The 24,719-nt window shown below is 69.9% G+C and carries 24 protein-coding genes and 1 pseudogene; 17 read left to right on the top strand and 8 right to left on the bottom strand.

The genetic code is table 11. The annotated features are described in order from the left end of the window. Positions 1 to 166: 166 nt before the first annotated feature. The 4 genes from NO889_RS07645 to sdhC are packed head-to-tail and all read right to left on the bottom strand — an operon-like array spanning position 167 to position 3,755. The gene (locus NO889_RS07645) at positions 167 to 1,996 is read right to left on the bottom strand and encodes an FAD-binding protein (RefSeq protein ID WP_256411696.1); all 1,830 of its coding nucleotides are present in this window, start codon (positions 1,994 to 1,996) and stop codon (positions 167 to 169) included. Positions 1,997 to 2,052: 56 nt separating this feature from the next. After that, on the bottom strand, positions 2,053 to 2,949 hold the full coding sequence (locus tag NO889_RS07640) for a succinate dehydrogenase/fumarate reductase iron-sulfur subunit (RefSeq protein ID WP_256411695.1): 897 nt from the start codon (positions 2,947 to 2,949) through the stop codon (positions 2,053 to 2,055). 7 nt (positions 2,950 to 2,956) lie between these two features. After that, entirely contained in the window at positions 2,957 to 3,328 is a 372-nt protein-coding gene (locus NO889_RS07635) for a succinate dehydrogenase/fumarate reductase transmembrane subunit (RefSeq protein WP_256411694.1), read from the bottom strand. Position 3,329: 1 nt separating this feature from the next. After that, positions 3,330 to 3,755 (bottom strand): succinate dehydrogenase, cytochrome b556 subunit, encoded by a 426-nt coding sequence (sdhC, locus tag NO889_RS07630; RefSeq protein WP_066417885.1) that lies wholly within the window; start codon positions 3,753 to 3,755, stop codon positions 3,330 to 3,332. 258 nt (positions 3,756 to 4,013) lie between these two features. Between sdhC and NO889_RS07625 the strand changes: the two genes are divergently transcribed. The 6 genes from NO889_RS07625 to NO889_RS07600 all read left to right on the top strand — a co-directional run bounded on the left by NO889_RS07625 (position 4,014) and on the right by NO889_RS07600 (position 9,352). Next, on the top strand, positions 4,014 to 4,208 hold the full coding sequence (locus tag NO889_RS07625) for a cold-shock protein (protein WP_004046659.1): 195 nt from the start codon (positions 4,014 to 4,016) through the stop codon (positions 4,206 to 4,208). A 177-nt stretch (positions 4,209 to 4,385) separates the two neighbouring features. Beyond that, entirely contained in the window at positions 4,386 to 5,228 is an 843-nt protein-coding gene (locus NO889_RS07620) for a TetR/AcrR family transcriptional regulator (RefSeq protein ID WP_256411693.1), read from the top strand. A 45-nt stretch (positions 5,229 to 5,273) separates the two neighbouring features. Next, positions 5,274 to 6,656, top strand: a complete 1,383-nt coding sequence (locus NO889_RS07615) for an MFS transporter (RefSeq protein WP_256411692.1) — start codon at positions 5,274 to 5,276, stop codon at positions 6,654 to 6,656. Between the two features lie 90 nt (positions 6,657 to 6,746). Further along, on the top strand, positions 6,747 to 7,223 hold the full coding sequence (locus NO889_RS07610; protein ID WP_256411691.1) for a 50S ribosomal protein L11: 477 nt from the start codon (positions 6,747 to 6,749) through the stop codon (positions 7,221 to 7,223). 134 nt (positions 7,224 to 7,357) lie between these two features. After that, positions 7,358 to 8,281, top strand: a complete 924-nt coding sequence (locus NO889_RS07605) for an LLM class oxidoreductase (RefSeq protein WP_256411690.1) — start codon at positions 7,358 to 7,360, stop codon at positions 8,279 to 8,281. 84 nt (positions 8,282 to 8,365) lie between these two features. Further along, positions 8,366 to 9,352 (top strand): carbohydrate kinase family protein, encoded by a 987-nt coding sequence (locus tag NO889_RS07600; RefSeq protein ID WP_256411689.1) that lies wholly within the window; start codon positions 8,366 to 8,368, stop codon positions 9,350 to 9,352. Positions 9,353 to 9,431: 79 nt separating this feature from the next. Here NO889_RS07600 and NO889_RS07595 read toward each other — a convergent pair whose 3' ends face one another. Beyond that, a complete protein-coding gene (locus NO889_RS07595) occupies positions 9,432 to 9,767 on the bottom strand; it encodes a DUF7113 family protein (protein ID WP_256411688.1) in 336 nt (111 codons plus the stop codon). Between the two features lie 164 nt (positions 9,768 to 9,931). Here NO889_RS07595 and NO889_RS07590 point away from each other — a divergent pair, with 164 nt between their 5' ends. Both NO889_RS07590 and NO889_RS07585 read left to right on the top strand, forming a co-directional pair. After that, a complete protein-coding gene (locus NO889_RS07590) occupies positions 9,932 to 11,863 on the top strand; it encodes an ATP-binding protein (RefSeq protein ID WP_256411687.1) in 1,932 nt (643 codons plus the stop codon). A gap of 129 nt (positions 11,864 to 11,992) precedes the next feature. Further along, positions 11,993 to 12,454 (top strand): universal stress protein, encoded by a 462-nt coding sequence (locus NO889_RS07585; protein ID WP_256411686.1) that lies wholly within the window; start codon positions 11,993 to 11,995, stop codon positions 12,452 to 12,454. Between the two features lie 85 nt (positions 12,455 to 12,539). Here the strand turns inward: NO889_RS07585 and NO889_RS07580 are convergent. Continuing rightward, positions 12,540 to 12,818 (bottom strand): annotated as a pseudogene (locus NO889_RS07580) (DUF8072 family protein); the annotation flags it as partial. Positions 12,819 to 13,138: 320 nt separating this feature from the next. Here NO889_RS07580 and NO889_RS07575 point away from each other — a divergent pair. The 3 genes from NO889_RS07575 to NO889_RS07565 are packed head-to-tail and all read left to right on the top strand — an operon-like array spanning position 13,139 to position 15,588. Then, positions 13,139 to 14,578 (top strand): sulfatase, encoded by a 1,440-nt coding sequence (locus NO889_RS07575; protein ID WP_256411685.1) that lies wholly within the window; start codon positions 13,139 to 13,141, stop codon positions 14,576 to 14,578. Then, a complete protein-coding gene (locus NO889_RS07570; protein ID WP_256411684.1) occupies positions 14,579 to 15,007 on the top strand; it encodes a GtrA family protein in 429 nt (142 codons plus the stop codon). It begins immediately after the preceding gene. A 5-nt stretch (positions 15,008 to 15,012) separates the two neighbouring features. Continuing rightward, positions 15,013 to 15,588, top strand: coding sequence for a YqaA family protein (locus NO889_RS07565; RefSeq protein WP_379787512.1), 576 nt, complete (start codon positions 15,013 to 15,015; stop codon positions 15,586 to 15,588). 156 nt (positions 15,589 to 15,744) lie between these two features. Here the strand turns inward: NO889_RS07565 and NO889_RS07560 are convergent, their stop codons facing one another. Beyond that, complete coding sequence (locus NO889_RS07560) at positions 15,745 to 16,125, bottom strand: DUF7522 family protein (RefSeq protein ID WP_256411682.1); 381 nt, start codon at positions 16,123 to 16,125, stop codon at positions 15,745 to 15,747. A 125-nt stretch (positions 16,126 to 16,250) separates the two neighbouring features. On the opposite strand from NO889_RS07560, the gene aglJ reads away from it, so the two are divergent. The 6 genes from aglJ to purK all read left to right on the top strand — a co-directional run bounded on the left by aglJ (position 16,251) and on the right by purK (position 22,890). Beyond that, the gene (gene aglJ, locus NO889_RS07555; RefSeq protein ID WP_256411681.1) at positions 16,251 to 17,354 is read left to right on the top strand and encodes an S-layer glycoprotein N-glycosyltransferase AglJ; all 1,104 of its coding nucleotides are present in this window, start codon (positions 16,251 to 16,253) and stop codon (positions 17,352 to 17,354) included. Between the two features lie 54 nt (positions 17,355 to 17,408). Further along, the gene (locus tag NO889_RS07550) at positions 17,409 to 18,638 is read left to right on the top strand and encodes an AI-2E family transporter (protein ID WP_256411680.1); all 1,230 of its coding nucleotides are present in this window, start codon (positions 17,409 to 17,411) and stop codon (positions 18,636 to 18,638) included. 24 nt (positions 18,639 to 18,662) lie between these two features. After that, the gene (locus NO889_RS07545) at positions 18,663 to 19,820 is read left to right on the top strand and encodes an FtsZ/tubulin family protein (RefSeq protein WP_256411679.1); all 1,158 of its coding nucleotides are present in this window, start codon (positions 18,663 to 18,665) and stop codon (positions 19,818 to 19,820) included. Between the two features lie 45 nt (positions 19,821 to 19,865). Further along, positions 19,866 to 20,609 (top strand): profilin-fold protein, encoded by a 744-nt coding sequence (locus NO889_RS07540; protein ID WP_256411678.1) that lies wholly within the window; start codon positions 19,866 to 19,868, stop codon positions 20,607 to 20,609. A gap of 108 nt (positions 20,610 to 20,717) precedes the next feature. Continuing rightward, a complete protein-coding gene (locus tag NO889_RS07535) occupies positions 20,718 to 21,635 on the top strand; it encodes an NAD(P)-dependent oxidoreductase (protein WP_256411677.1) in 918 nt (305 codons plus the stop codon). 85 nt (positions 21,636 to 21,720) lie between these two features. Further along, positions 21,721 to 22,890 (top strand): 5-(carboxyamino)imidazole ribonucleotide synthase, encoded by a 1,170-nt coding sequence (purK, locus tag NO889_RS07530; protein WP_256411676.1) that lies wholly within the window; start codon positions 21,721 to 21,723, stop codon positions 22,888 to 22,890. 34 nt (positions 22,891 to 22,924) lie between these two features. Here the strand turns inward: purK and NO889_RS07525 are convergent, their stop codons facing one another. Further along, complete coding sequence (locus NO889_RS07525) at positions 22,925 to 24,649, bottom strand: histidine kinase N-terminal 7TM domain-containing protein (protein WP_256411675.1); 1,725 nt, start codon at positions 24,647 to 24,649, stop codon at positions 22,925 to 22,927. Positions 24,650 to 24,719: the final 70 nt, after the last annotated feature.

The following is a 24,719-nucleotide window of genomic DNA, read 5'->3' as shown; positions in this document are numbered from 1 at the left end:
TCGAACTGTAGACGACCGCCGATACGGCCCTCACCGATGCGTTTCACGTCGACACCGGAGCCTCCGGAGCGCGGCTGGATCGGTCGGACCCGGCCGGTACTTTCGACCGTCGACGCATAGAGAACCGTGAACGATTCGCGACGCGGGGCGGCCCCCGACGCAGGGGTCAGTACGATCGGACCTTCGGCTCGTACGTCTTGGCCTCGCCCTCGAGGATCGCGGGCTTGTACCAGAGTTCGGGCTCGCCGTCGTTCCAGGAGACGAGCGTGTGTTTCAGCCAGTTCTCGTCGTCGCGCTCCTGGCGCTCCTTGCGCCAGTGCGCGCCGCGGAACTCCCGACGCGCGAGCGCGCCCATCGCCAGCGCCTCCGCGATGTCGAGGATGTTCCGCGTCTCCATCGTGTGGATGAGGTCGGTGTTGAACGTCCGCGACGGGTCCGACACGGCGACCTCCGCGTACGCCTCGCGCGCCTCGCGGAGGTCCGCGAGCGACTCCTTGAGGCCCTCTTCCTCACGGAAGACGTTGACGTTGGCCGTCATCGTCTCCTGGACCGCCGAACGGATCTCCGCGTGGTTGCGGCCCTTGCGCGCGAGCAGGTCCTCGACGCGCTCGCGGGCGCGCTCGATCTCCGCCTCGAGCAGTCCCTCGGCGTCCGCCGCCACCGCGCCGCCGTCGGCCGCCGCCGGGCCGCGGTCGCCGACCGCCCCCACGTCGACCTCGAACTCGTACTCCGCGGGCTCCCAGTCGCCGGTCCGGCCGGTCGGGATCTCCGCCTCGCCCATCTCCTTGCCCGCCGCGTGGTGGCCGGCGCGCTTGCCGAAGACGATGAGTTCCGGCAGGGCGTTCCCGCCGAGGCGGTTCGCGCCGTGGACGGACGCACACGCGCACTCGCCGGCGGCGTACAGCCCCTCGATGACGGTCTCGCCGTGCTCGTTCGTCTCGATGCCGCCCATCGCGTAGTGCTGGCCGGGCTTGACGGGCATCGGCTCCGTCAGTCCGTCGGCACCCTCGAAGTCCTCCGCGAGGTGGAGGATGTTCTCCAGTCGATCGAGGATGCGCTCCTCGCCGAGGTGCCGCATGTCGAGGTGGACGTACTCGTCCTCGATGCCGCGGCCCTCGTTGACCTCGGTCAGTTCCGCGCGCGAGACCACGTCGCGGGAGGCGAGTTCCCCGTCGTTGTTCGCGTAGCCGTGTTCGAACATGAACCGCTCGCCCTTCTCGTTGTAGAGGATCCCCCCCTCGCCGCGGACGCCCTCCGAGATGAGAACGCCCGTCGACGGGAGCGTCGTCGGGTGGAACTGGATGAACTCCATGTCCTCCATCGGGACGCCCGCGCGGTAGGCCATCGCGACGCCGTCGCCGGTGTTCGCGACCGCGTTCGTGGTGTGATCGAACACCTGGCCCATCCCGCCGGTGGCTAGGATGACGCCGCCGTTCGCTCGGAACCCGTCGACCTCGCCGCGCTGGATGTCGTAGGCGACGACGCCGTGACAGCTCCGGTCGGCGGGATCCTCCTCGTTGGTGACGACGAGGTCCATCACGTGCCACTCGTCGTACACCGTGATCCCGCGTTTGACCACCTGCTCGTACATCGTGTGGAGCATCTGGTGGCCCGTCTCCGCGCCCGCGTACGTCGTCCGTGGGAACGAGAGCCCGCCGAAGGGGCGTTGGGAGACGCGCCCGTCCTCCTCCCGCGAGAACGGCATCCCCCAGTGTTCGAGTTGGATGACCTCCTCGGGGCTCTCCTTACAGAGCGCCTCCACCGCGGGGGCGTCCCCGAGGTAGTCCGATCCCTTCATCGTGTCGTACGCGTGGTCCTCCCAGGAGTCCGCGTCCCGGAGCGCCGCGTTTATTCCGCCCTCGGCCGCGCCCGTGTGCGATCGCACCGGGTGTAGCTTCGAGACGATCGCCACGTCGGCTCCCTCCTCCTGTGCCGCTATCGCCGCGCGGAGGCCCGCCCCGCCCGCGCCGACGACGACGACGTCGTGTTCGTACATGATTTGTGATATGGTGTGTTGTTAGTGGTGAAGTCTCTTGACGGTGTTCCCGATCCCTACCAGAACTTCAGGTTGTTCTTGACCGCCTCGCGTTTCAGCTCCTGGATGTGCTCGGTCAGGGGGATGTCCTTCGGGCACACCTCAGTACAGGAGAACTGGGTCTGACACCGCCAGACACCGTGTTCCTGCTCGATTATCTCAAGGCGCTTCTGTTTGAGGTCCTCGCCCTCCCGCTCGTCCATCGCGAACCGGTACGCCTTGTTGATCGCGGCCGGGCCGAGGTACTCGTTGTCGCCGGCGGCGATGTTACACGAGGACATACACGCGGCACACCAGATACACCGCGTGGACATCTTGACCTTCTCGCGGTTCTCCCTGGTCTGGCGCTGCTCCTCCAGTTCGCCGTCCGGGTACTCGTTCGTCTGGAAGTACGGCTCGACCGCCTCCATCTGGTCGTAGAAGTGCTCCATGTCGACGACGAGGTCCTTCGTCACCTCGGCGTGCGGCAGCGGTTCCACCCGGATCGGCTCCTCGAGCTCGTCGATCTGTGTCTTACAGGCGAGCTTCTGTCCGCCGTTGACGAACATCGCGTCCGAGCCGCACACCGCCTGCCGGCAGGAGTGGCGGAAGGTGAGCGAGGAGTCGTACGTGTCGCGCGCGTACATCAGCGCGTCGAGGACGGTCATCCCCTTCGTGAACGGGACGTGGAAGGTGTCGAAGCGCGGCTCCTGTTTCCCCTCGACGTCGGGGTCGTACCGGAACACGCGCAGCTCGACGGTGTTCTCGTCGGCCGCCGCCCTCTCGGCCTCCTCGGCCTCGCGCTGGCGACGCCGCTCGTCGGCCCGTCGGCGCTTCTCCGCGCGGCGCTCGTCCCCCTTCGAAGGGGCTTCCGTCTCGGTTTCGGACGCCGTCTCCTCCGCGTTCTCGGTCTGTTTGGGTATCTGCGTGCTCATGGTTCGATCAGTAAAGCGGGATCCCCGCCCACGCGTTCGCGGTCCGGATCCCCTGGAGGATCAACACGACGCTCGCCGCGACGAGCGTCCACTTGATCACGGTGCGTTTCGTTCCCGTGAGTCCCTGGTTGACGAGGGCGTTGTAGACGCCGTTGACGCCGTGGAACGTCGCCGTCAGGAGGAACAACACCATGAGCGAGTAGTAGCTCATGGTCTCCATCCGGCCGGCGCTCATCAGGAAGGACACCTCGTCCGCGTGGTGGACGAAGTGGAGGAGGAAGAAGTGGAACGCCAACACGACGAGCAGGAACGCGGCCGTGACCCGCTGGAGCAGCCACATCCGCCCGCCCTTGTCGAACGAGGAGTAGCGCTGTGCCATCTCAGAAGGCCCCCGCGATGAACGTCGGCACCGACGCGACCGTGATGGCCCCCGTCAGCACCAGCGACGCGTAGAAGCTCTTGTCCTGTGACTCCAGTCCGACGCCGAGGTCGACGAGCAGCAGGCGCGCGCCGTTGAGCATGTGGAACACGGCGACGGCGAGCAGCCCGACCTCGAGGACCCGAACCAGCAGCAGGCCCTCGAGCGAGACGATGGTCTGCGTGTACACGTCGTTGCCCGCCTGGAGCACGGCCGTCTCCGCGCCCGACGCGGGGATCGCCGTGCTCAGGACGGCGATGTGGGTGAAGAGGTACCCGATGAGCACCCACCCCGTAAACTTATGAAATATCCACGCCCACATGCCGGCCTCGAACTCCCGCCACCGGCTGAAGTCCTCGATGAGGCCTCGATTGTACGACTGACTCATACGTGGGGACTCGGTACCGGGGTCGTATAGTAGTTACTACCACGGCCGGTCACCGGGGTGATCGCCGCCGTCGATCCCGCGACGGATCTCGCGACGATCGGCGGGCGTCGATCGCACGACCGACCGGCGTTCCCGTTCCGCGCGCCGCACACGGTGGCCTCGCGTGTCGCCCGCGTGGCGAGCCCCGATGCCAGTCGTTACCGCGCACGGATCGGTCGCGGAAGCCTTTTATGTGCCCCTCTCGCCTGTACGGACGCAATGGCGAAAGGCGAAGTTGATTTCTTCAACGACACTGGCGGCTACGGATTCATCGAGACTGACGACGCGGACGAGGACGTGTTCTTCCACATGGAGGACGTCGGCGGCCCGGACCTGGAGGAGGGTCAGGAAGTCGAGTTCGACATCGAGGAGGCGGACAAGGGTCCGCGCGCGACGAACGTCACCCGTCTGTAAGGCGTCAGGACGTTCTGTTGTATCGGCTTTTCGACCGTCCTACACCCGTTAGCGACCGCGCCGTGCCGGCGTTCGCCGGCCGTGGAATCCAGCAAGACCGTCCGCTACCGACGGGTTCCGGCGAGACGCGACGCTCACCGACAGGGCTTTGGGCCTTGCTGACTGACCGGTCAGTCAATGAGCGAGCAGCCGGGCGCGGCCGACGAGATCATGAACGGCGTCTACCGGGCGCTGTGTAAACACGGCTACGCGGGGCTGACGATGCAGGACATCGCCGACGAGTGCTCGAAGAGCAAGTCGCTTCTCCACTACCACTACGACACGAAGGAGGACCTCCTCGTGGCGTTCCTCTCGCGGGTCATCTCCGACTTCGAGCGTCGGATGTCCCGCAGCGCGGACGCGCCGCCGGTGGAGCGGCTCGTCGCGTTCGTCGGCTGGTTCGTCTTCGAGCCGGCCGAGACCGAGCGCGAGTCGTTCCACATCGGGCTCCTCGAGATGCGCTCGCAGGGACCGTTCAACGACCGGATCCGCGAGCAGCTGCTCCGGAGCGACCGGCTCCTGCGCGAGACCGCCGCGGACGTCCTCTCGGACGGGATCGACGACGGCGTCTTTCGCGAGGTCGACGTCGACGAGACGGCCGCGCTCCTCGTGGCGACGCTGGACGGCGCGCGGACCAGACAGATCACGCTCGGGACCGGTCTCGGCGGCGAGACCGCGTCCGGGGTCACCGGCGATGACGAGATCGCGTCCGAGGCCACTGGGAACGGCGACGAGGTCGCCTACGGCACGCCCGGCGACTGGAGGACCACCGACGGCGAACTCGGCGACGTCGACGCCCCCGAAGCCGACATCGCGTACACGCGGACGGTCGCGGAGGCGACGCTTCGGCGGATCGTCGAGCCACTGCTCGTCGAAGGGGTGGCGCTTCCGTCGCTCGACGAGACGCTCGAGCAACTCACGGCCCGGACTGGCGAGAATCCCACCGCCGGCCCCGACTCGGAGGGTGAGACGCGAGAATGATCCGGACGCACCCGGCGCGTTCGACACGCCCCGCGGGTCCGTGAGATGACTCGGCTCCCCTCGATCGGTCTCCCGCGGCTTCCGCCCGTGCTGCTCGCGGTGATCGCCAGCACGTTCTTCGTCGGGTTCGGCGGGGGCGTCGTCTTCCCCATCCTCCCGAACCTCGGCGCGGTCCTCGGCATCTCCGCGTTCATGGTCGGGGTGATCCTCTCCGCGAACCGCTGGGTCCGGCTCGTCGCGAACGCGCCCGCTGGCGCGCTCGTCGACCGCTACGGCACCCGCAAGCCCTTCGTCCTCGGGCTGTTCATCGAGGGGATCGCCACCCTCGGGTACGTCGTCGCGATCGCGTTGCCGTCGGCGGCGTCGCTCCGCCCGGCCGTGGCGGGACTCCCGACGGGGTCTGTCGGGCCGCTCGTCGTCGGCCCGAGCGAGTGGTTCGCGGCCCTCTCGGTCGCGGTCGCGCCCGAGGCGTGGTTCCTGCTCGCGCGCGTCCTCTGGGGCGTCGGGTCCGCCGCGGTGTTCGCGACCGCCTACACCATCGCCGCGGACGTCTCCGACAGCGGCTCGCGGGGGACGAACATGGGCGTCGTGCGCGGCGGCATCACGATGGGGTTTCCGGCGGGACTCGTCCTCGGCGGCGTCGTCTCCTCGGTCGCGGGCAACGTCGCGGCGTTCGTCGTCGCCGCCGCGTTCGCGCTGCTCGCGAGCGTCGTCGCCTACCGGCTCGTCCCCGAGACGCACGTGACGGCCGACGGCGAGAAGCGGTCGATCAAACCGTGGGAGATCGACACCTCGACGCCCGCGGTGACGGTCGGGCTCGTCAACTTCGGACTCATGTTCGCGTACATCGGGGCGCTGTTCGCCACCCTCGTGTTGTTCCTCGGCGAGACGGACATCTCGCTTCTGGGACTCGCCCCGCAGGGCACCTCGGGGCTGTTCATGGCCGGAACCGTGGTCTCCGCGGCGGTGTTCATGTTCGCCGGCGGGCGGGTCTCGGACTCCCGCGAGTCGCGGACGCCGATCCTCCTGGCGTTCCTCGTCGTCTCGTTCGTCGGCTTCCTCCTTCTGGCGCGGGCCGGCTCGTCGCTCGAACTCGGGGTGGCCTGCGTCGCCATCGGGGCGGGACAGGGAGGGACGAGCGGTCCGATGATGGCGCTTCTCGCCGATCTGACGCCGGACGAGCGGATGGGACGGGCCTCCGGCACCAACAACGTCTTCGGCGACATCGGCGGCGGGCTGGGACCGATGGTGTCGCTCCCGCTCGTCGAGACGGTGGGGTTCGCGCCCATCTACGCGGCGTGTGCGGCCGTGCCGCTCGCCGCCGGGATCGCGCTGCTCGTCGGCGTCCGGCGGGAGACGGGGACGTTCGTTCCCGGTCGCGACGCGGGCGAGTCGACCGGCGGGGAGGCCGCGCCGAGCGAGGCGTGACCGGACACCGTCGGACCGCCGTATGCGAACCGCTCGCGCCCGCTGGTTCAAAGAACAACCGTTAAAAGTCATCGGCGGGTTCGTACGGACATGGCTGGAACCATCGAAGCGCTCGTCCCCGGCGGGCAGGCCAACCCCGGTCCGCCGCTCGGCCCGGAGCTCGGCCCGACGCCGGTGGACGTGCAAGAGGTCGTGAGCCGGATCAACGAGGAGACCGCCGCCTTCGACGGGATGGAGGTTCCCGTCACCGTCGAGTACGAGGACGACGGCTCCTTCACGATCGACGTCGGCGTTCCGCCGACCGCGGAGCTGATCAAGGACGAGGCCGGCTTCGAGACGGGCTCCGGCGAGCCCCAGACGGATTTCGTCGCCGACATGTCCGTCGAACAGGTGAAGAAGGTCGCCGAACAGAAGTCGAGCGACCTGCTGGCGTACGACACGAAGAACGCCGCCAAGGAGGTCGGCGGCACCTGCGCATCCCTCGGCGTCACCATCGAGGGGGAGGACGCCCGGACGTTCGACGACCGCGTCGACGCCGGCGAGTACGACGACGTCCTCGAGGCGTAACGCTTCGGTTCCTTCGGTCACGCTTCCTGCGGCTTCTCGCCCGTTCTCGATCCGGCATCGTTGGCTCCGACACCCCTCAGTCGACGGCTTCCGCCTCCGGAGGGCAGATACGTCCCCGCGGCGAACCCCCGTCGATGACCGGGACGGACCACGAGAACCGGGGGTACCGGCGGCTGTTCGACCCCGACGGGCTGACCTTCGGGATCGGCTTTCCGCTCACCGGGACGAGGGAGTCGACGCCGGCGGTGAAGGAGGAAGTACGGCTCGCGAGCCACGCGGAGTCCGTCGGCTTCGACGGGCTCTGGGCGCGGGATGTGCCGACCTACTGGCCGCGGTTCGGCGACGCCGGCGGCGCGTTCGACGCGTGGCCCCTGCTCTCGCACGTCGCCGCGCACACGGAGTCGGTCGCGCTCGGCACGTCGAGTATCGTCCTCCCGCTGCGACACCCGATCCACGTGGCGAAGTCGGCGGCGACCATCGACCGGCTCTCAGACGGGCGGTTGGTCCTCGGGGTCGCCTCCGGCGATCGCGACCCGGAGTACCCGGCGTTCGGCGTCGACGCCGAGGAACGCGGGGCCGCGTTCCGCGACCGCGTCGAGGCGATCCGGGCGATCTGGCGCGAGGAGTTCCCCGCCGTCGCCGGCGAGTGGGGGGAACTCGAGGGCGACCTCGACGTGTTGCCGAAGCCGACGACCGACGCGCTCCCGCTTCTGCCGACGGGGAACGCCCGCCAGTCGACCGAGTGGATCGCCGACCACGGCGACGGCTGGCTCTTCTATCACCTCCCCGAGAAGACGCTCCGGTCGTACCTCGACCGCTGGCGCGAGCTCGCGGGAGAGAAACCGTTCGTCATCGCCGTCAGGGTCGCGATCGCGGACGACCCGGACGCCGAGCCGGAGCAGCTCCATTTGGGGTACCGCGCGGGCGTCCGCTGGTTCCGCGAGTACTTCCGCGACCTCGAGGAGTACGGCCTCGACCACGTCATCGTCGGTCTCGAGGCCGACGACCCCGCCGCCGCGATGACGACGTTCGCCGAGGACGTGATCGGGGGGCCGTAGTCGGGAGCGGCGGGTCGGCCGTCGGAACTCGACCCGATCGTCCGAACCCGAACCGACTTTGCCCGGCCGGCCGGACGGGGGGACATGACGCGACTCCTCGTCGCCGGCGAGACGCTCATCGACTTCGTTCCGGAGGGGCACGGCGCGCTCGACGCCGTCGAGACGTTCCACCGCCGGGCCGGCGGCGCGCCCGCCAACGTCGCGGTCGGGCTCGCGCGCCTGGGGGAGCCCCCGCTGTTCTGGACCCGCCTCGGCGAGGGCCCGTTCGGCGACTACCTCGCCCGGACGCTCGCCGACGAGGGCGTCCGCGAGGGCCTGATCGAGCGCGACCCCGACGCCGACACGACCCTCGTCTTCGTGAGCCTCGATCCCGACGCCGACCGGGCGTTCAGCTTCCACCGGAACGGGACCGCGGACACGCGGATGCGTCCGGGAGCCGTCGACGACGACACCCTCGCGGGGACGGAGTGGGTCCACGCCGGCGGCGTCGTCCTCGCGGACGAGCCGAGCCGGACGGCGACGTTCGACCTGCTCTCGCGCGCGAACGCCGCCGACGCGGTCGTCTCCTTCGATCCGAACGCCCGCCCGGAGCTGTTCGAGGGGACCGACTTCGCCGACGTCTGCCGGCGCGCGTTCGCGCTGTCGGACGTGGTGAAAGCGACCGCGGAGGACCTCGTCGCGGCGGGGATCGCGGGGCCGGGCGCGGACGACGGCGACGCCGCCGAACTCGCCCGCGCCGTCTGCGACCGAGGCCCCCACACCGCGCTGCTCACGCGCGGCCCGGACGGCGCGCTCGCGCGGGCGACGCCCGACGCGCCGTGGAACCCGACCGACGAGCCGCTCGTGGCCGAACACGGGGGCTACCCCGTCGATCCCGTCGACACGACCGGCGCGGGCGACGCGTTCACCGCGGGCGCGCTCGCGGCGCTCTCGGCGGGCGACCCCCTCTCGGAGGCGCTGGCGTTCGCGAACGCGGTGGCGGCCCGGTCGACGACCGCGAAGGGGGCGATGACGGCGCTCCCGACGCGGTCCGAGGTCCGGTCGCTCCGGGAGGCACACGAAGCGACGTAGGGAGGAGACGGCGATGTCGGCGGGATCGGCGGTCGAAGCGCAAGCGGCAGTGGGGCGGGATCGGCGGGGTGGGAGGGACTCAGGCGGGGTCCGCCTTCGTCACCGCGATCTCGACGTCGGCGGGGTCGACGCCGATCCGCGCGAACTGGGTCCGGACGTGTTCGCGGGCCGCGGCCACCGCCCGGTCGCGGGTGTCGAAGCCCCGAGGCATCGGCTCCTCGAACGCGACGCGGATCTCCGAGCCGTCGACGAGGAGCGCCGACCCACCGCTTTCGACCTGATAGAAGGAGTCGCACACCCAGACGTACGCGGCGTCATCGTCCGGCGCGCCCTTGTACGTCGGCGGGTCCTCGCCGCGCTCGAACACCGTCCCGGTGAGGTCGGTCCCGCCGCCGCTGCCGCGAACGAATATCATGTCCCCGATAGGGGCCCCACCGGTAAAAGCCGTCCGTGGCCGCAGTTCGTCACGCCTCGAACATTCGTCACTCCTCGAACATCGCTCACCGCGACCGCGGCCGCTCGGGCACGCGGTCGACGCGCGGGGGAAACGCTTTCGGCGTGGGCGACGGTGACTCGGACATGACCCTCGAGGACTTCACCGAGTACACCGACGACGGCGGCGACGCGACGGGATCCGACGGACGCGACGCCGACGCGACGGAGGCAGACCGAGGGGACGGCGCCGGATCCGGCGGGGGGTCGGCGGCCGGTACCTCGGACGTCGCGGACGCCCCCGACGCCGGGGACACCGCCGCCGGGGTCGCCCCCGACGCCGGAGGCACCGAGGACGCCGCGAGCGGCGACTTCGCAGCCTACGACGTCGACCCCGCCGGCAGCGACGCCGGCCTCGGGGTCGTCTCGGTCTCGCAGGGACTCCGCGTCTCCGAGGAGGACGACGACACGGCGCTCAAGGCGTTCGTCACGACCGGCAACCGCGACTCGGTGCGGCTGGGGAAGTACCTCCTCGTGCCGTACCCCGACGGCGAGCGGCTCTTCTCGCGGATCACGGCCTTGGAGTACGCCCAGGAGTTCCAGTCGGACGACGCCACCGAGATACACGCCCGCCGGCAGATGCGCCGCGACGGCTTCGCCGAGCGCGACTACAAGTTCATGGCCGAACTCGAGCCGATGTCGGTCGTCTACGACGACGCCGACGGCTTGAGCCGACGGATGACGGACCGGGTTCCGAAGCCGGGTGCGGTCGTCGAGGAGGCCGCGGACGACGCGGAGATCAAGACCGGGCTGAAGATCCCCGAGGAGGGCGTCTTCCTCGGCCACCTCTCCGTCGGCGGCGAGAAGGTCAGGACCGCGGCCGAGCCCCCGACGGTCGACTACCGGATCACGGACGACTACGCCGACGGCGATCCGCTCGCGTTCAGACACACGCTCGTCGCCGGCGGGACCGGGTCGGGAAAGACCCACGCCTCGAAGAACGTGCTCCGGCAGTACCTCGATCCCGACCGGAGGTACCCGATGGACGACGGCCGGGAGGCGCGGATGGCCGTGGTCCAGTTCGACCCGCAGGACGAGTACGCCCAGATGCACGACGACAACCCCGCGATGGACCCCGAGACCGCCCGGCGGTTCGAGCGCGAGGGAATCGCCCACGGCGGCCACGACGACACGGTCGCGCTGGTGCCGAGCGTCCCGAACGCGACGTACCCCGGCGAGGGCCACCGCGCCGAGCGGGTGGAGTTCACGATCCCGTTCTCGATGGTGAACGAGTACGACATGCCGTGGCTCGTCGCCGGCTCCGGGCTCAACGAGAACCAGTACCCGGCGCTTTTGACCCTGCTGAACCGATTCTTCTCCGACTACGGCGACTCCGGAACCTACCGCGAGTTCCTCTCGTACCTCGACGACCCCGCGCTCAAGGAGGAACTCGACGAGTCCGGACGGATCCACGAGAAGACGTTCGAGGCGGTCATGCGTCGGGTCCGGGGCGTCCCCGGCGGCGTCTTCGACGGCGACGCGAGACCGATCACCGACCTCGATCACACCCTCGTCCGCCCCGGCGGGCTCAGCGTCGTGCCGACCTACCACCTGCCGACCTCGAGACAGAAGGAGATCGTCGTGCTCGCGGTGTCGGCGATGCTCGTCGGTGACAAGCTCTCGAACGACCCGCGGAGCGACCGGGTGAAGGAGACGCCGCTTCTGATCGGGATGGACGAGGCGCACAACTTCCTCGCGGACGCCGACAACGTCCAGGCGCGGAAGGTGGTCGACACGTTCACCGAGGCGGCAAAGCAGGGCCGCAAGGAGCGGCTCGGGCTCTTCCTCATCACGCAGGACCCCCAGGACGTGGCCGAGTCGGTGTTCAAGCAGGTGAACACCAAGATCGTGTTGAACCTCGGCGACGAGGACGCGATCCAGAGCGTGAACATCCCCTCGAACCTCGCGGGGAAGGTGCCGTACATGGAGAAGGGGCAGATGGTGGTCTACTCTCCCGACAACTCCGAGCCCGTCGAGCTGATCGGGCTGTCGACGTGCGTGACTCGCCACGGAGAGTGAGCGGGGCGCGAACCGGGATCGAGCGGGGACGCGGGGCGCGAGCGGAGCGCGAACCGGGGACGCGGGGCGCGTTTCCGCCCCCGAAGAACCGCCGACGCGCTTTTGACCCGACCGTGAGAACCGTCGAACATGACCAAACGGATCCTGGTGGCGATCGACGGCTCGGAGGAGGCGGCCGAGGCGCTCCGGTTCGCGGCCGAGGAGTGGCCGGACGCCGATCTGACGGCGCTTCACGTGATCAATCCGGCCGACTCGACGACGGGCGTCGACGGCGGGTTCCCCGGCGCGGTCGACCAGTGGTACGACAGCGCGAGAACGCGGGGTGAGCGGATCCTCGCGGACGCGACCGAGGCCGTCGATCGGGAAGTCGAGACGCGGATGGAGGTCGGTCGGCCCACCACGACGATCCTCGACGTCGCCGAGGGCGAGAAGGCGAGTGACGAGAGCGAGGAGAGCGACGAGGACGTCCAACCCTTCGATCACGTCGTGCTCGCGAGCCGCGGACGGACCGGGCTCTCGCGGGTCGTCCTCGGCAGCGTCGCCGAAGGCGTCGTTCGCCGCGCGCAGGTGCCGGTGACGGTCGTGCGGTGAGCTACGCCGAGCCGTCCGGCTCCGCGTCCCCGTCGTCGGCGCTTCCCCCATCTCCGTCCCCGTCGTCGACGTTCTCCCCATCGCCGGCGCGTTCCGCGGCGACGACCGCGCCGAGCATCGACCAGCCGTCCTCGTCGGGACCGGACCGGCCGAGGAGGACCCGGTCGTGGTCCTCGGAGGTGACGAGCCGGAAGGCGGCGTCGGCGTCCGCGTCGGTCCGGACGCCCTCGCCGCGGAACTCCCGCTGGAAGAACTCCGTCGAGGAGAACGCGAAGACGCCGCTCTCGCCGGAGTCGAGCTCGAGGCGGATCGGGTCGGGCTGGACGTTGTGGATCCGCTTCGCGATCGGGTGGAGATCGGGCATACCCGACGTCCGTCGGTCGGGAACAAAAACCCGCCGTCGACGGACGCGCGAACGCCCGATGGCTCCCCGGATCCGGGAGGTCGCTCCGCGGCGCGTCGGCGAGTCCGCGGGCGTCGCTGTCCCGCCGGACGAGCCGAGAGGAGGTGGCGACCGCTCGGCTCCCGTTCTCCCGTCCGACGCTCGTCGCCCCCGATCGTCTCGCCGAGTCGCCCGCGGTACCGAAAGGGTAAAAGCCGGAACTGACCATAATACAGCCATCGTGACCGCGTTCTCGACCGGAACCTCGACCGGGGTGTCATCGACCGGGGTGTCATCGACCCGTGGGTGACGCCGACGTCTCGAACGTCGTCCTCGTCACGGTCGACTCGCTCCGGGCGGACGCGGTCGGGGCGTACGACGAGACGCGACACACGCCGGTCATCGACTCGCTCGCCGATCGGGGGACCGTCTTCGGTCACGCCTTCGCGACGGGCAACTGGACGCCCTTCTCGTTCCCGTCTATCCTGGCATCGAAGGACGTGTTCACCGGAACCGGCGACATCGGCGTCGAGGGGACCTCGACGCTCGCGGGGACGCTCTCGGACGCCGACGTGTCGACCGCCGGATTCAACGCCGCCAACGGCTTTCTCACCTCCCACTGGGGGTACGACGACGGCTTCGACGAGTTCGAGCCGTTCGTCGCCAGCGTCGGGTCGAGCATCTACAGCCGGTACCTCGCCACCCACCCGACCGTCGAGGCGTGGATCCAGCTCGCGGCGTCGCCGCTCAGACGTGTGGGGTCGTTGATCCGCGGCGAGACCGACGACCGACCGTTCCTCGACACGTCCCGGATGTTCGACGTGGAACACGCCGCGACGGCCTTCATCGAGGAGACCGACGCACCCTTCTTCCTCTGGATCCACTACATGGACGCGCACACACCGTACGTCCCGGCACCCAGGTACATCCGCGAGGTGTCCTCGAACTGGCTCGGGACCCACCGGATGCTCCACGCACACACCCGCACGGGGCTCGGGTTGGACGTCGACGACCGGACCCTCGAGGAGCTCCGCACGCTGTATCAGGCGGCCGTCCGCCAGGTCGACGCCAGCGTCGGTCGGGTCCTCGAGGCGCTCTCGGCGGCAGGGATCGACGACGACACCGCGGTCGTCCTCGCGGGCGACCACGGCGAGGAGTTCCAGGAGCACGGCCACCTCGCGCACTACCCGAAGCTCTACGACGAGCTGATCCGGGTCCCGTTCGTCGTCGACGTCCCCGGATCGCCGGGAGGACGGGTCGACGGACAGATCGCCCTCGACGCCATCCCGCCGACCGTGACCGACCTGCTCGGCGTCGACGCGCCGGCGGAGTGGGAGGGGGCGAGTCTCGCGCCGACCGTGATCGACGGCGAGGAACCGCCCGACGAGCCCGTGGTCTCGGTCACCGTCCGCGACGAGGAGGTGACCGCACAGCCGATCCCCCGGTCGCTCGAGGACGGGGAGCTGTACGTGAGCGTCCGCGACCGCGAGTGGACCTACATCGAGAACGTCGACGCCGGGACGACGGAGCTGTACCATCGCCCCTCGGATCCGCTTCAAGCGACCGATCGCTCGGCGGATCCGACCGAGGACGACCGGACGGTCATCGGCCGGTTCGCCCCCATCGCCGAGGCGCACGCCGAGTCGGTTCGCGCCGGCGGGCGCGGGGGGGACGGCGACGACGGAGAGGGATCCGTGGACGAGGACCTCAACGCTCGTCTGGAGGCGCTGGGATACCGATAGATGGTTCGGTCGTTCCTTCGCGGCCTCGTCTACGGGCCGCTCGCCGTCCAGCTCCGGCGCTTCGTCACGGTCGGGCTCGTCGCGTCGGCGATCCAGATGGTGCTCCTGTGGCTGTTCGTCGACGTGGCTGGGATGAACTACCTGCTCGGTGCGACGATCGCCATCGAGATCACGATCGTGTTCTCGTACGTCCTCAACAACGCCTGGACCTTCCGCGCCTCGCGAAACACGGGCTGGATCGGGTACCTCTCGGGGCTGCTCAAGACCAACCTGGTTCGCGGCACCGCGATCCCGATCCAGCTCGCCATCCTCTTCGCGCTCGTCGAGTGGGGGGAGGTCATGTACCTCGTCGCGAACGCGGTCGCGATCTTCCTCAGCGGGCTCTACCGATACGTCCTTGACGCTCGCTGGACGTGGGGTGACACGTGAGCTCCGTGACGCCGCTCGTCCCGCTCGTCTCGCTCGTCCCGCTCGCCGTCGACGGCGTACTCTCGGCTTTCGCTGGGGGCTTCGAGTCGCTCGTCGAGTCGGCGACGGGCTGGCCCGGCATGGGCGTCATCTTCGTGTACTCGTTTCTGATCGCGTTCGCGCTCCCCGGCCCGAGCGAGGTCGTCCTCGTCGCGCCGATCGACCTCGGGCTTCCGCCGTGGGCGCACCTCGGGAGCATCATGCTCGTCAGCGCGACCGGGAAGGCGGTCGGCAGCCTGTTCGCGTTCCACATCGGCCAGGAGGTCAAACGGTCCGGTCCGGTCGTCCGGTGGCTCCGGCGTTCGCGGTGGAACGTCATGGAGTGGTCGGAGAAGCGGTCGGTCGAGATCGCCCAGCGGTACGGTTACGGCGGCCTCGCGATGGCGCTGTCGGTTCCGTTCTTCCCCGACACCATCTCCATCTACGCGTTCGCGGTCCTCGAGCGCGACTACACCCGGTTCGCCGTGGCGACGTTCCTCGGGAGCCTCGGCCGGCTCGTCGTCACCGTCGCGTTCGTCGGCGGGCTCTTCACGGTGCTTTGAGTCGTCGCGTCCGAAAGCCGATCGAACCGGGTCGAACGAGCGGAAAACTCAAACCGGGTCGAACGAGCGGAAAACTCAAACCGGGTCGAACGAGCGGAAAACTCAAACCGGGTCGAACGAGCGGAAAACTCAAACCGGGTCGAACGAGCGGAAAACTCAAACCGGGTCGAACGAGCGCAGGATCTCCGCGAGCGCGCTGGCGAGTTCCTCGAAGCGGTCGATCTCCATCGAGTCGGTCGTCACCCAGACCCCGTGGTCGTTGGCGATGACGCGGGTGAGGTAGCCGTTCTCGAACACCCGGACGGTGAAGAAGTAGTCGCCGAGCTGCGTGTTGGCGTACAGCGATTGGGCGTGGAAGCCGTGTCGCTCGCTCTCGGCGAACCCGACGAGGTCGGCGGTCCGGCTCAGATCGCTCCGCAGGTAGAGCTGCTCGACGTCCTCCTCGGTGAAGTACGTGAGGCTCCGGAGCTCGTCCCCCGTCGCCGTCCGGGCCGCGCTGAGCAGTTCCTCGGTGTGTTCTTCGAGCGCCTGTGGCATGCTACCACGTATGTACAAGGGATACATGAGCGTATGGGTCACCCCGCGTTTTGCGACCGCGGACCCGTCCGGGGTTCGCGATCGGAGGGACAGAGTTTAGCGACTCGGCCGACATCGCCCGGACGATGAGCGACTTCGACGACGTCTGCGTCCTGTTGCCCACCTTCGAGGAGGCCGAGACGGTCGGCACCGTGGTCTCCTCGTTCCGGGAGGCGGGACTCCGGGAGGTCCTCGTTATCGACGGCGGGTCGACGGACGGCACCCGCGAGCTCGCCCGCGAGGCCGGCGCACGCGTCGTCGTCCAGTCCGCCGAGGGCAAGGGTCAGGCGATACGCGAGGCCGTCCGCGACCACGTCGACGCGCCCTACGTCCTGATGGCCGACGCCGACGACACCTACGACGCGGCGGACGCCGAGGCGATGTTGACGCCGCTCTTCGAGGGGGAGGCCGACCACGTCATCGGGAACCGCTTCGCCGACATGCGTCCCGGCGCGATGACGCGGCTGAATCGGCTCGGAAACCGCATCATCAACGGGGCGTTCCGCGCGATCCACGGCGAGGACTACCGGGACATCCTCTCGGGGTATCGGGCGTTCACCCGCGAGTCGTTCGGCCGGCTCAACCTCACCGCCGACGGGTTCGGCGTAGAGACCGAGATGGCCGTCGAGTGCGTGAAACAGCGGGTGACCGTGGCGGTCGTCCCCGTCACCTACCGGCCGCGTCCCGACGGCTCCTCGACGAACCTCCACCCGGTCCGCGACGGCGGCGTGATCTTCCTCGAGTTGTACCGGAAGGCGAAGACCAACAACCCGCTCTTCTACTTCGGGAGCGTCGGAACGGTCTCGACCGCCGCCGGGGTGCTCATGGCCGCGTTCGTCCTCTACCGCTGGATCGTCTTCGAGGTCGGCCACGAGATAATCGCGGTGGCCGCGACCGGCGCGATCATCCTCGGGATGCAGCTGCTCGTGTTCGGCGTGCTCGCCGACATGATCCTCTCCCTCCACCGCGAGCAGCTGGACAGACAGGACCGCGTCGTCGAGGAGCGACTGGCGTCACACGGCGGCAGGGGCGCGCGAGGAGCGGCCCCCGGATCGACGGCCGACGACCGACCCGACGGAGCGAAAAACGACCGACCCGACGGAGCGAAAAACGACCGACCCGACGGAGCGACCGGCGATCGGCCGGACGGGACGACCGACGGCCTCGCGACGGAGCCTCCGGGAAACTGAAGCGGATCTCGAACCGTCCACATCGTTTATGTTCCGGGTCGAACACGTCCACGCATGGACGAGAAGCGTTTCGTCGTCGCCCTCTTCGGTCTCACGGTCGCGCTCATCGCCGGCTACATCGCCTACCGCTTCGTCGCCGCCCTCACGGTCGCCGTCTTCCTCTACTACTCCACCCGCCGGTTCTATCACGACCTCGAGCGGCTCCGGCTCCCTCCGCGGGTCCGGGCGGTGACGGCGCTCTCGGTGATCGCCGTCCCGCTCATCCTGCTTTTGAGCGCCGCGGTGGTGTTGTTGGTCGTGGAGACGCGGCGGTTCCTCGAGGAGTTCCCGCTCGCCGAGACGCTCGGGTCGGGCAACCAGTGGGTACAGCGGCTGACGGAGCTGTCGAACCTCTCGCTCGGAAACGTCGTCGAGGCGTATCGGTCCGGCCAGTTCGACCCGCTGATCGACTTCCTCCTCGACAACGCCACGCTGTTGACGAACACGGTCTCGGGGCTGCTGTTAAACCTGCTCATCACCGTCGTGGTCACCTACTACCTGCTCCTCGACGGCTCGAAGTTCCACGAGTGGGTGCTCCGGTTCGACGACGACGCGATCGTCCGAGAGTACTTCGAGGCGGCCGACGCGGAGCTGGAGGCGGTGTTGTACGGGAACCTGCTCAACGTCATCGCGATATCGATCATCGCGATCGCGACGTACACCGGCTACAACGTCGTCGCCCCCGAGCCCGTCGCCGTTCCGTACCCGACGCTGGCGGGGGCGCTCACGGGCATCGCGAGCCTGATCCCGGTCATCGGCATGAAGATCGTCTACCTGCCGTTGGCCGCGGCGACCGCGGTTCCGGCGATCATGGGGAACGACACCGGACTGTTGGCGTACGTCGTCGGGTTCCTCGTCGTGGTGGTGGTCGTCGTGGACACGATCCCGGACATCGTGTTGCGGCCGTACTTCAGCGGGAAGACGACCCACGTCGGACTGTTGATGCTCGCGTACATCTTCGGCCCGGTCGTGTTCGGCTTCCACGGCCTCTTTCTCGCGCCGATCGTGTTGGTGCTCGTGTTGACGTTCGGGGACACCGCGCTGCCTCGCCTGCTCGGCGTGGAGCCGGAGGACCCCGCGGAGCGGCTCCCGGACGGCCAGCGCCGCCTCGACGAGTTCGAGTGGACGGTCTCCGGCAGCGACGCGTCCGCGGCCTCCGGCGGGTCGGGTCCCCGCCGGGACGACGACGACTGGCCGGGCGTCCCCGGCGACCGCGACCGCCCCGCGGGCGGCCGAAGGTCATAAATCCCCGTTCGCCGACCGCAAGGTATGCGCGTACACGTCATCGGCCTCGGCGGCGCGGGCGGCCGGATCGCGGACCGGCTCGCGGCCGACCACGACGGGGAGCCCTTCCTTCACGGCGTCTCCGCGTTCGACACGGACATGGCGGCGCTCGACTCGCTCGGGGCGCTCGGCGAGGAGCGGCGGTACCGGTTCGGGGACGCCGCGGGCGGCGACGGGCTCGACGGCGACCTCCACGCCGGTCGGGAGCTCGGCGAGGTCCACGCGAGCGAGCTCGGTCGCGCGCTCGACGACCAGCGCCCGTCGCTCGCGGAGGCGTTCGTCCTCGTCGTCGGCGTCGGCGGCGCGGCCGGCGGCGGGGTCGCCCCGGCGCTCGCCGCGGAGCTCGAGACCCTCTACGACGCGCCGGTGTACTCTTTCGCCGTCCTCCCGACGTCCGCCGAGAGCGATCCGGACGCGGAGGCGGACGCGTCTCCGCCGGGTGAAGCCGACGACGGGTCAGGCCCGCGACGACCCCTCGCGGAGCGCAACGCGGCCCGGACGCTGGGGGCGCTCTCGGAGCGGACGGCCGCCGTCCTCCCGTTCGACACGGACGCGTGGCTGCGCCGTGGCGAGACGATCGCCGACGCCCGAGACCGGGTGAACGGGATCGTCGCCGACCGGATCGCGGCGCTGTTCGGTGCCGGCGAGACCGACGAGAGTACCGTCACCCCCCAGCAGGTGCTCGACGCCAGCGACGTCGCCCGCGCGGTCGGCGACGACGGGGAGATCGCGGCGCTGGGCTATGCGAGCCAGGAGGTCGAGCCCCCGAAGGCGGAGTCGCGGTTCGGGCTCGGGCTGTTCGGCTCCTCGGAGCCGGAGAAGGTGGACACGAGCGCCGCGGTGTCGGCCGTCGAGACGGCCATCCGGAAGGCGACCCGCGGGAAGAACACGATCGAGGTTCCCGAGGGTCGCGCCGACCGAACCCTGCTCGTCGTCGGCGGGCCGCCCGCCTGGCTCAACCGGGAGGCGATCGCGGAGGGGCGGCGGTGGCTCGCCGAGGAGACCGGTTCCGGGGCGATCCTGAGCGGGGACGCCCCGGTCCCCGACGGCGAGGCGGTGTTCGCGATCGTGTTGCGGTCGGGGATCGACGAGCCGGAGCGGGTCCGCGAGATCCGCGCGTCGATCCCGGACCGGACCGAGTAGTCTCCGACCGAACCGGTTAACCCCGTTCGTTGCCCCGTTCCGGTCGTGAGTTCCCCTTCCGAGACCGCCGGGCTCGGCATCGACCTCGACGTGCGCGACGCGGAGGCGGTAGCCGACCGGCGCGACGAGCTGGTCGCCGCCGTCCGCGACCACGCCGGCGGGATCGCCTACCGGCTCGCGAAGCTCCAGGGCGGCGACTACGGCCGAACGACGCTGGAGACCGACGCCGGCGAGTGGACCGTCAAACACGAGGCCGGCGAGCTGGAGTTCCTGTTGTTCTCGCCCAAGCGCGGGTCGGACACCTACGTCGTCTCGACGAAACAGCCACCGGACCCCTCGGGGCTTTCGACCGCCCTCGAGGACTATCCGGACATGGTCGCCGCCTGGAACGCCTACGTCGACTCGCTGTCGGGCGTGCTCGACGGGGTCTCAGCGGAGTTCCCGGAACCCGCCTCGACGGACGGCGTCGTCGCCGAGCGCGATCGGGTGCTCGACTCGGTCCGCGAGACCTGCGGCGTCATCGCGGGCGAGGTGTACCGGTACGAGGGCGACGAGTACGGGACGTTCACCGCCCGCGTCGGCGGGGACCGGTGGGAGCTCAAGTGGGAGGAGGGGTCGGTGTCGTACCTCCGCGTCGGCGGCTCCGGCGGGCTCTACCTCCTCTCGCAGTACGAGGCTCCCTCCGCGGCCGACGTTCGCGAGTACGCCGAGCCGTTCGCGGGGTTCGTCGAGGCGTACAACGAGTTCGTCGAGGGGCTGGAGAGCGACCTCGCGACCGTCTCGGTGTAGCCGCGACCGGCGGCCGAGCCGCGAACGGTCGACGCAACCGCAATGGACACTTCCGGCGACCGCGACCGCCGGGATCAGGTTTATGCCCTCCTCTCCGACACAGGGAGTATGTCGACAGCGACCGCCGGATTCGTCGGACTCGGGATCATGGGCCTGCCGATGGCGAAGAACCTCCTCGACGCGGGGTACGACGTCGTCGGACACAACCGCTCGGCCGAGCCGGTCGAGGAACTCGTGGCACACGGCGGCGAGGACGGCGGGTCGCCCGCCGGCGTCGCCGAGCGAAGCGACGTCGTCTTCCTCTGTCTGCCCGATTCGCCCGCGGTCGAGGACGTGGTGCTCGGCGAGGGCGGCGAGCCCGACCCGGTGATCGACGGCGTGAGCGACGGGATGACCCTCGTCGACCACTCGACCATCTCGCCGACGGTCGCGGAGGCGGTCGCCGAGCGGCTCGCCGACGAGGGCGTGGACGCGCTCGACGCGCCGATCTCGGGCGGCGAGTCGGGCGCGATCGAGGGCACCCTCTCGATCATGGTCGGCGGCGACGAGGACGTCCTCGCGGAGCACGTGGACGCCCTCGAGGTCATGGGCGAGACGGTGACACACTGCGGGCCGAGCGGGGCCGGACAGACGACGAAGGCGTGTAACCAGATCGTCGTCTCCGCCCAGATGGTCGCGGTGAGCGAGGCGCTGGTGTTCGCGCACAACGCCGGCGCGGACCTCGAGGCGGTCGTGGACGCGATCAGCGGCGGCGCGGCGGGCTGTTGGACGCTCGACAACCGCGCCGAGTCGATGATCCGCGGCGAGTTCGATCCGGGCTTCTTCGCCGAGTACCAGTACAAGGACCTCCGGATCGCGACGGACGCCGGCGAGGCGTTCGGCTCGCCGATGCCCCAGACCGAACTCGCCCACGAGCTGTACAAGTCCATGGTCCAGAACGACATGGGCCGCGACGACAACTCGGGCGTGATGCAGGTCCTCGAGATGCTGGCGGGCGAGCAGGCGCGAGTCGACGGCCCCGACTGACGGTCGCCGAGTAGGATCCACGAACGTGGGCATCGATCGGCGGATTCAGGAATATTTATTCGTCGACGTGCGATATTCCGGGTAGATGTCGATCACCCTGCCCGGCCCGACCCTGGGCGTCGTCGGCGGCGGACAGCTCGGACGGATGCTCGCGGAGGCGGCCTCGCCGCTCGGCGTCGACGTGGTCGTCTTGGACCCCACGCCGGAGTGTCCCGCCTCGGGCGTCGCCCGCGACCAGATCGTCGCCGACTTCGACGACTCCGACGGGATCCGCGAACTCGCCGCGCGCGTCGACGCGCTCACCTTCGAGATCGAACTCGCCGACCCCGACGTGCTGGCGGCGGCGGGCGCGGAACACGACGTGCCCGTCCAGCCGGATCCGGAGACCCTCGAGACGATCCAGGACAAGCTGGTCCAGACGGAGGCGCTCGCGGACGCCGGGATCCCCGTGCCGGAGTTCGCCGCGGTCGCGACCGCCGAGGGGCTCGAGCGCGTCGTCGAGGAGTTCGACGGCGTCATGCTCAAGGCCCGTCGCGGCGGCTACGACGGCCGCGGGAACGTCCCGGTCCGCGAGCCCGAGGAGGCGGCCGACGCGCTCGCGGCGGTCGGCGGCGACGCGATGGCCGAGCGGTTCGTCGACTTCGAGCGCGAGATCGCCGTGATGGGACTGAAGGGAGCCGACGGCGTGACCCGGACGTATCCCGTGACGGAGACGGTCCACCGGGAGGAGATCCTCCGCGAGAGCGTCGCCCCCGCCCGCGCGGACGACGACGTTATCGCCCGCGCCGAGGCGGTCGCCGAGGACGTCCTCGAGTTCCTCGACGGCCGCGGCGTCTACGGGATCGAGCTGTTCGAGACCCGCGCGGGCGACGTGCTCGTCAACGAGATCGCGCCGCGCCCGCACAACTCCGGCCACTGGACGATCGAGGGGACGCGGACCTCGCAGTTCGAGAACCACGTTCGCGCCGTCCTCGGCTGGCCGCTCGGCCCGACCGACCTCGTCGCACCCGCGGTGGCCGCGAACGTCCTCGGGGACACCGAGGGGAGCCGGCCGGCGACCCTCCGCGGCGTCGAGGCGGTCCTCGACGCGCCCGACGCCGACCTCCACTGGTACGGCAAGGACGAGGCGCGTCCGCTCCGGAAGATGGGTCACCTGACGCTGACCGACGGGACGGCGGATCCCGAGTCGACCGCCCGCGACGCGCTGTTGTCGCGGGCGCGGGAGCTTCGCGACGGACTGACGTTCCGCGGATAGCGGGGCGACCGCTCTCGCCCGTCCGAACCGACGGTCAGGACGGTTCGGGAGCCGCCTCGGGCGCTTCGTCGCGTTCTCCGGATTCGGCGAACTCGACGCCGGTGATCTCGAACCGCGCGCCGCCGTCCTCGCTCTCCGTCGCCTCGATCGACCAGCCGTGGGCCTCGACGACGTCGCGGACGATCGTCAACCCGAATCCCGTCCCCGACTCGCGCGTCGTGAACCCGGCGTCGAAGACGCTCTCGCGCTCGTCCTCGGGGATTCCGGGGCCGTCGTCGGCGAGAAAGAACCCGTCCGGCAGCCCGCCGACGGTCACGGTCACCGGCCCGCTGGCGTGGTCGCGGGCGTTCCGGAGGAGGTTGTCGAGGACCTGTCGAAGCCGGGCGCGGTCGGCGAGCACGACCGCGTCGGCGACCGCGTCCTCGACGGCCACCGCGAGGTCGTCGTCCGCGACGTCGGCTTCGACCGACTCGAGGAGCGTCCGTAGCGGGACCGGCTCGAACTCGGTCACGGTCTCGCCCCGTCTCGAGAGCCGTAACAGGTCCTCGAGGAACTCGTTCATGCGGTCGACGGTGTCGTGGATCCGCTCGAAGTGCTCCCGTTCGCCCGTCTCGCTCGCGAGCTCCGCGTACCCGGAGATGACCGAAAGCGGGTTCCGGAGGTCGTGTGAGACGATCCCCGCGAAGGCGTCCAGCCGCTCGTTCCGCTCCTCGAGGGCTCGCCGCTGCTCCTCGATCGTGGTCACGTCGCCGATCAGGACGACCCGGCCGTACGTCTCGCCGCCCCGCTCCAGCGGCGACCGGCTCAACCGGAGGAACCGCTCCCCGCCCGGACCCTCGCGGGTCACGAGGACGGCGTCGTCCGCGGCGGTCTCGAGCCGGTCGTACTCCGGGAGCCGCGTCGAGATCGGCGCGCCGACCGCCGCCTCTCGGTCGCCGACGACGGTCTCCGCCGCCGGGTTGACGTCGACTATCGTCCCGTCGGCGTCGAGGACGACCACGCCGTCGTCCATCTCCGCGAGGACGACCCGCGACGCGATGGGCGTCAGATCGAAGAGCCGGTAGCGGAATACGGCCACCCCGAAACACGCCGTCGAGAGCGACAGCGAGACGGGAGTCAGGTTCACGGCGGCCGTCCCGAACGGCGGCAGCGAGAGGATCTCGAACACGTTCAACGCGAGCGGGATCAGCGCCCCGCCGATGAGCAGCACCGCCTGCCGTCTGATCAGTCCACCGGAGCGGAGCGCGTGCGACACGATGAGCGACGCCCCGGCGACGACGGCGACGTAGGAGACCGCGAGATGGAGGTGGTACGCCGGGCCGAGCGTCGTCTCCAGCCGCGCCAGCGATCCCGTCGAGACGAGCCGGGCGTCGATCAGGACCAGCGAGTACGGGTTCGTGACCAGCAACGCGAGCAGCGCGGCGGGGATCGTCGCCAGCGTCGCGACGACGGGCGGCGTGAGCCAGTCGTCCCGACCGGTGTACGCCAACGCGAACGCCAGCCACGCGAACGGCGTCGCGCCCCCACCGACGTGTAACAGCCGGTAGGCGAGCAGCTTCGCTTCGAGCGTGGTGCTCGCGACCTGGATCGCGTACGTCGCGGCCCACACCGTCACCGAGAGACAGAGAACGACGAACGCGGCGACCGTGTAGTCCCGTCGCTCCGCGGGAACCGTGGCGATCGCGTACCCCGCCCACAACGACGTCACGAGTGCCGACAGAAAGAGCAGGAGAACGTACGGGGTCGACTGCCACGGCATGTGTTCGTATCCTCAGTCGTCAACACTTAAAAAAGGTCGACCGCGCGGCCGCGTCGCCGCCAACCGCGTC

The sequence above is a fragment of the Halorubrum rubrum genome (assembly GCF_024494685.1).
Taxonomy (GTDB): Archaea; Halobacteriota; Halobacteria; order Halobacteriales; family Haloferacaceae; genus Halorubrum; species Halorubrum rubrum.
Note: the sequence above shows the minus strand (reverse complement) of the source record. Positions and strands in the feature narration are given on the sequence as shown.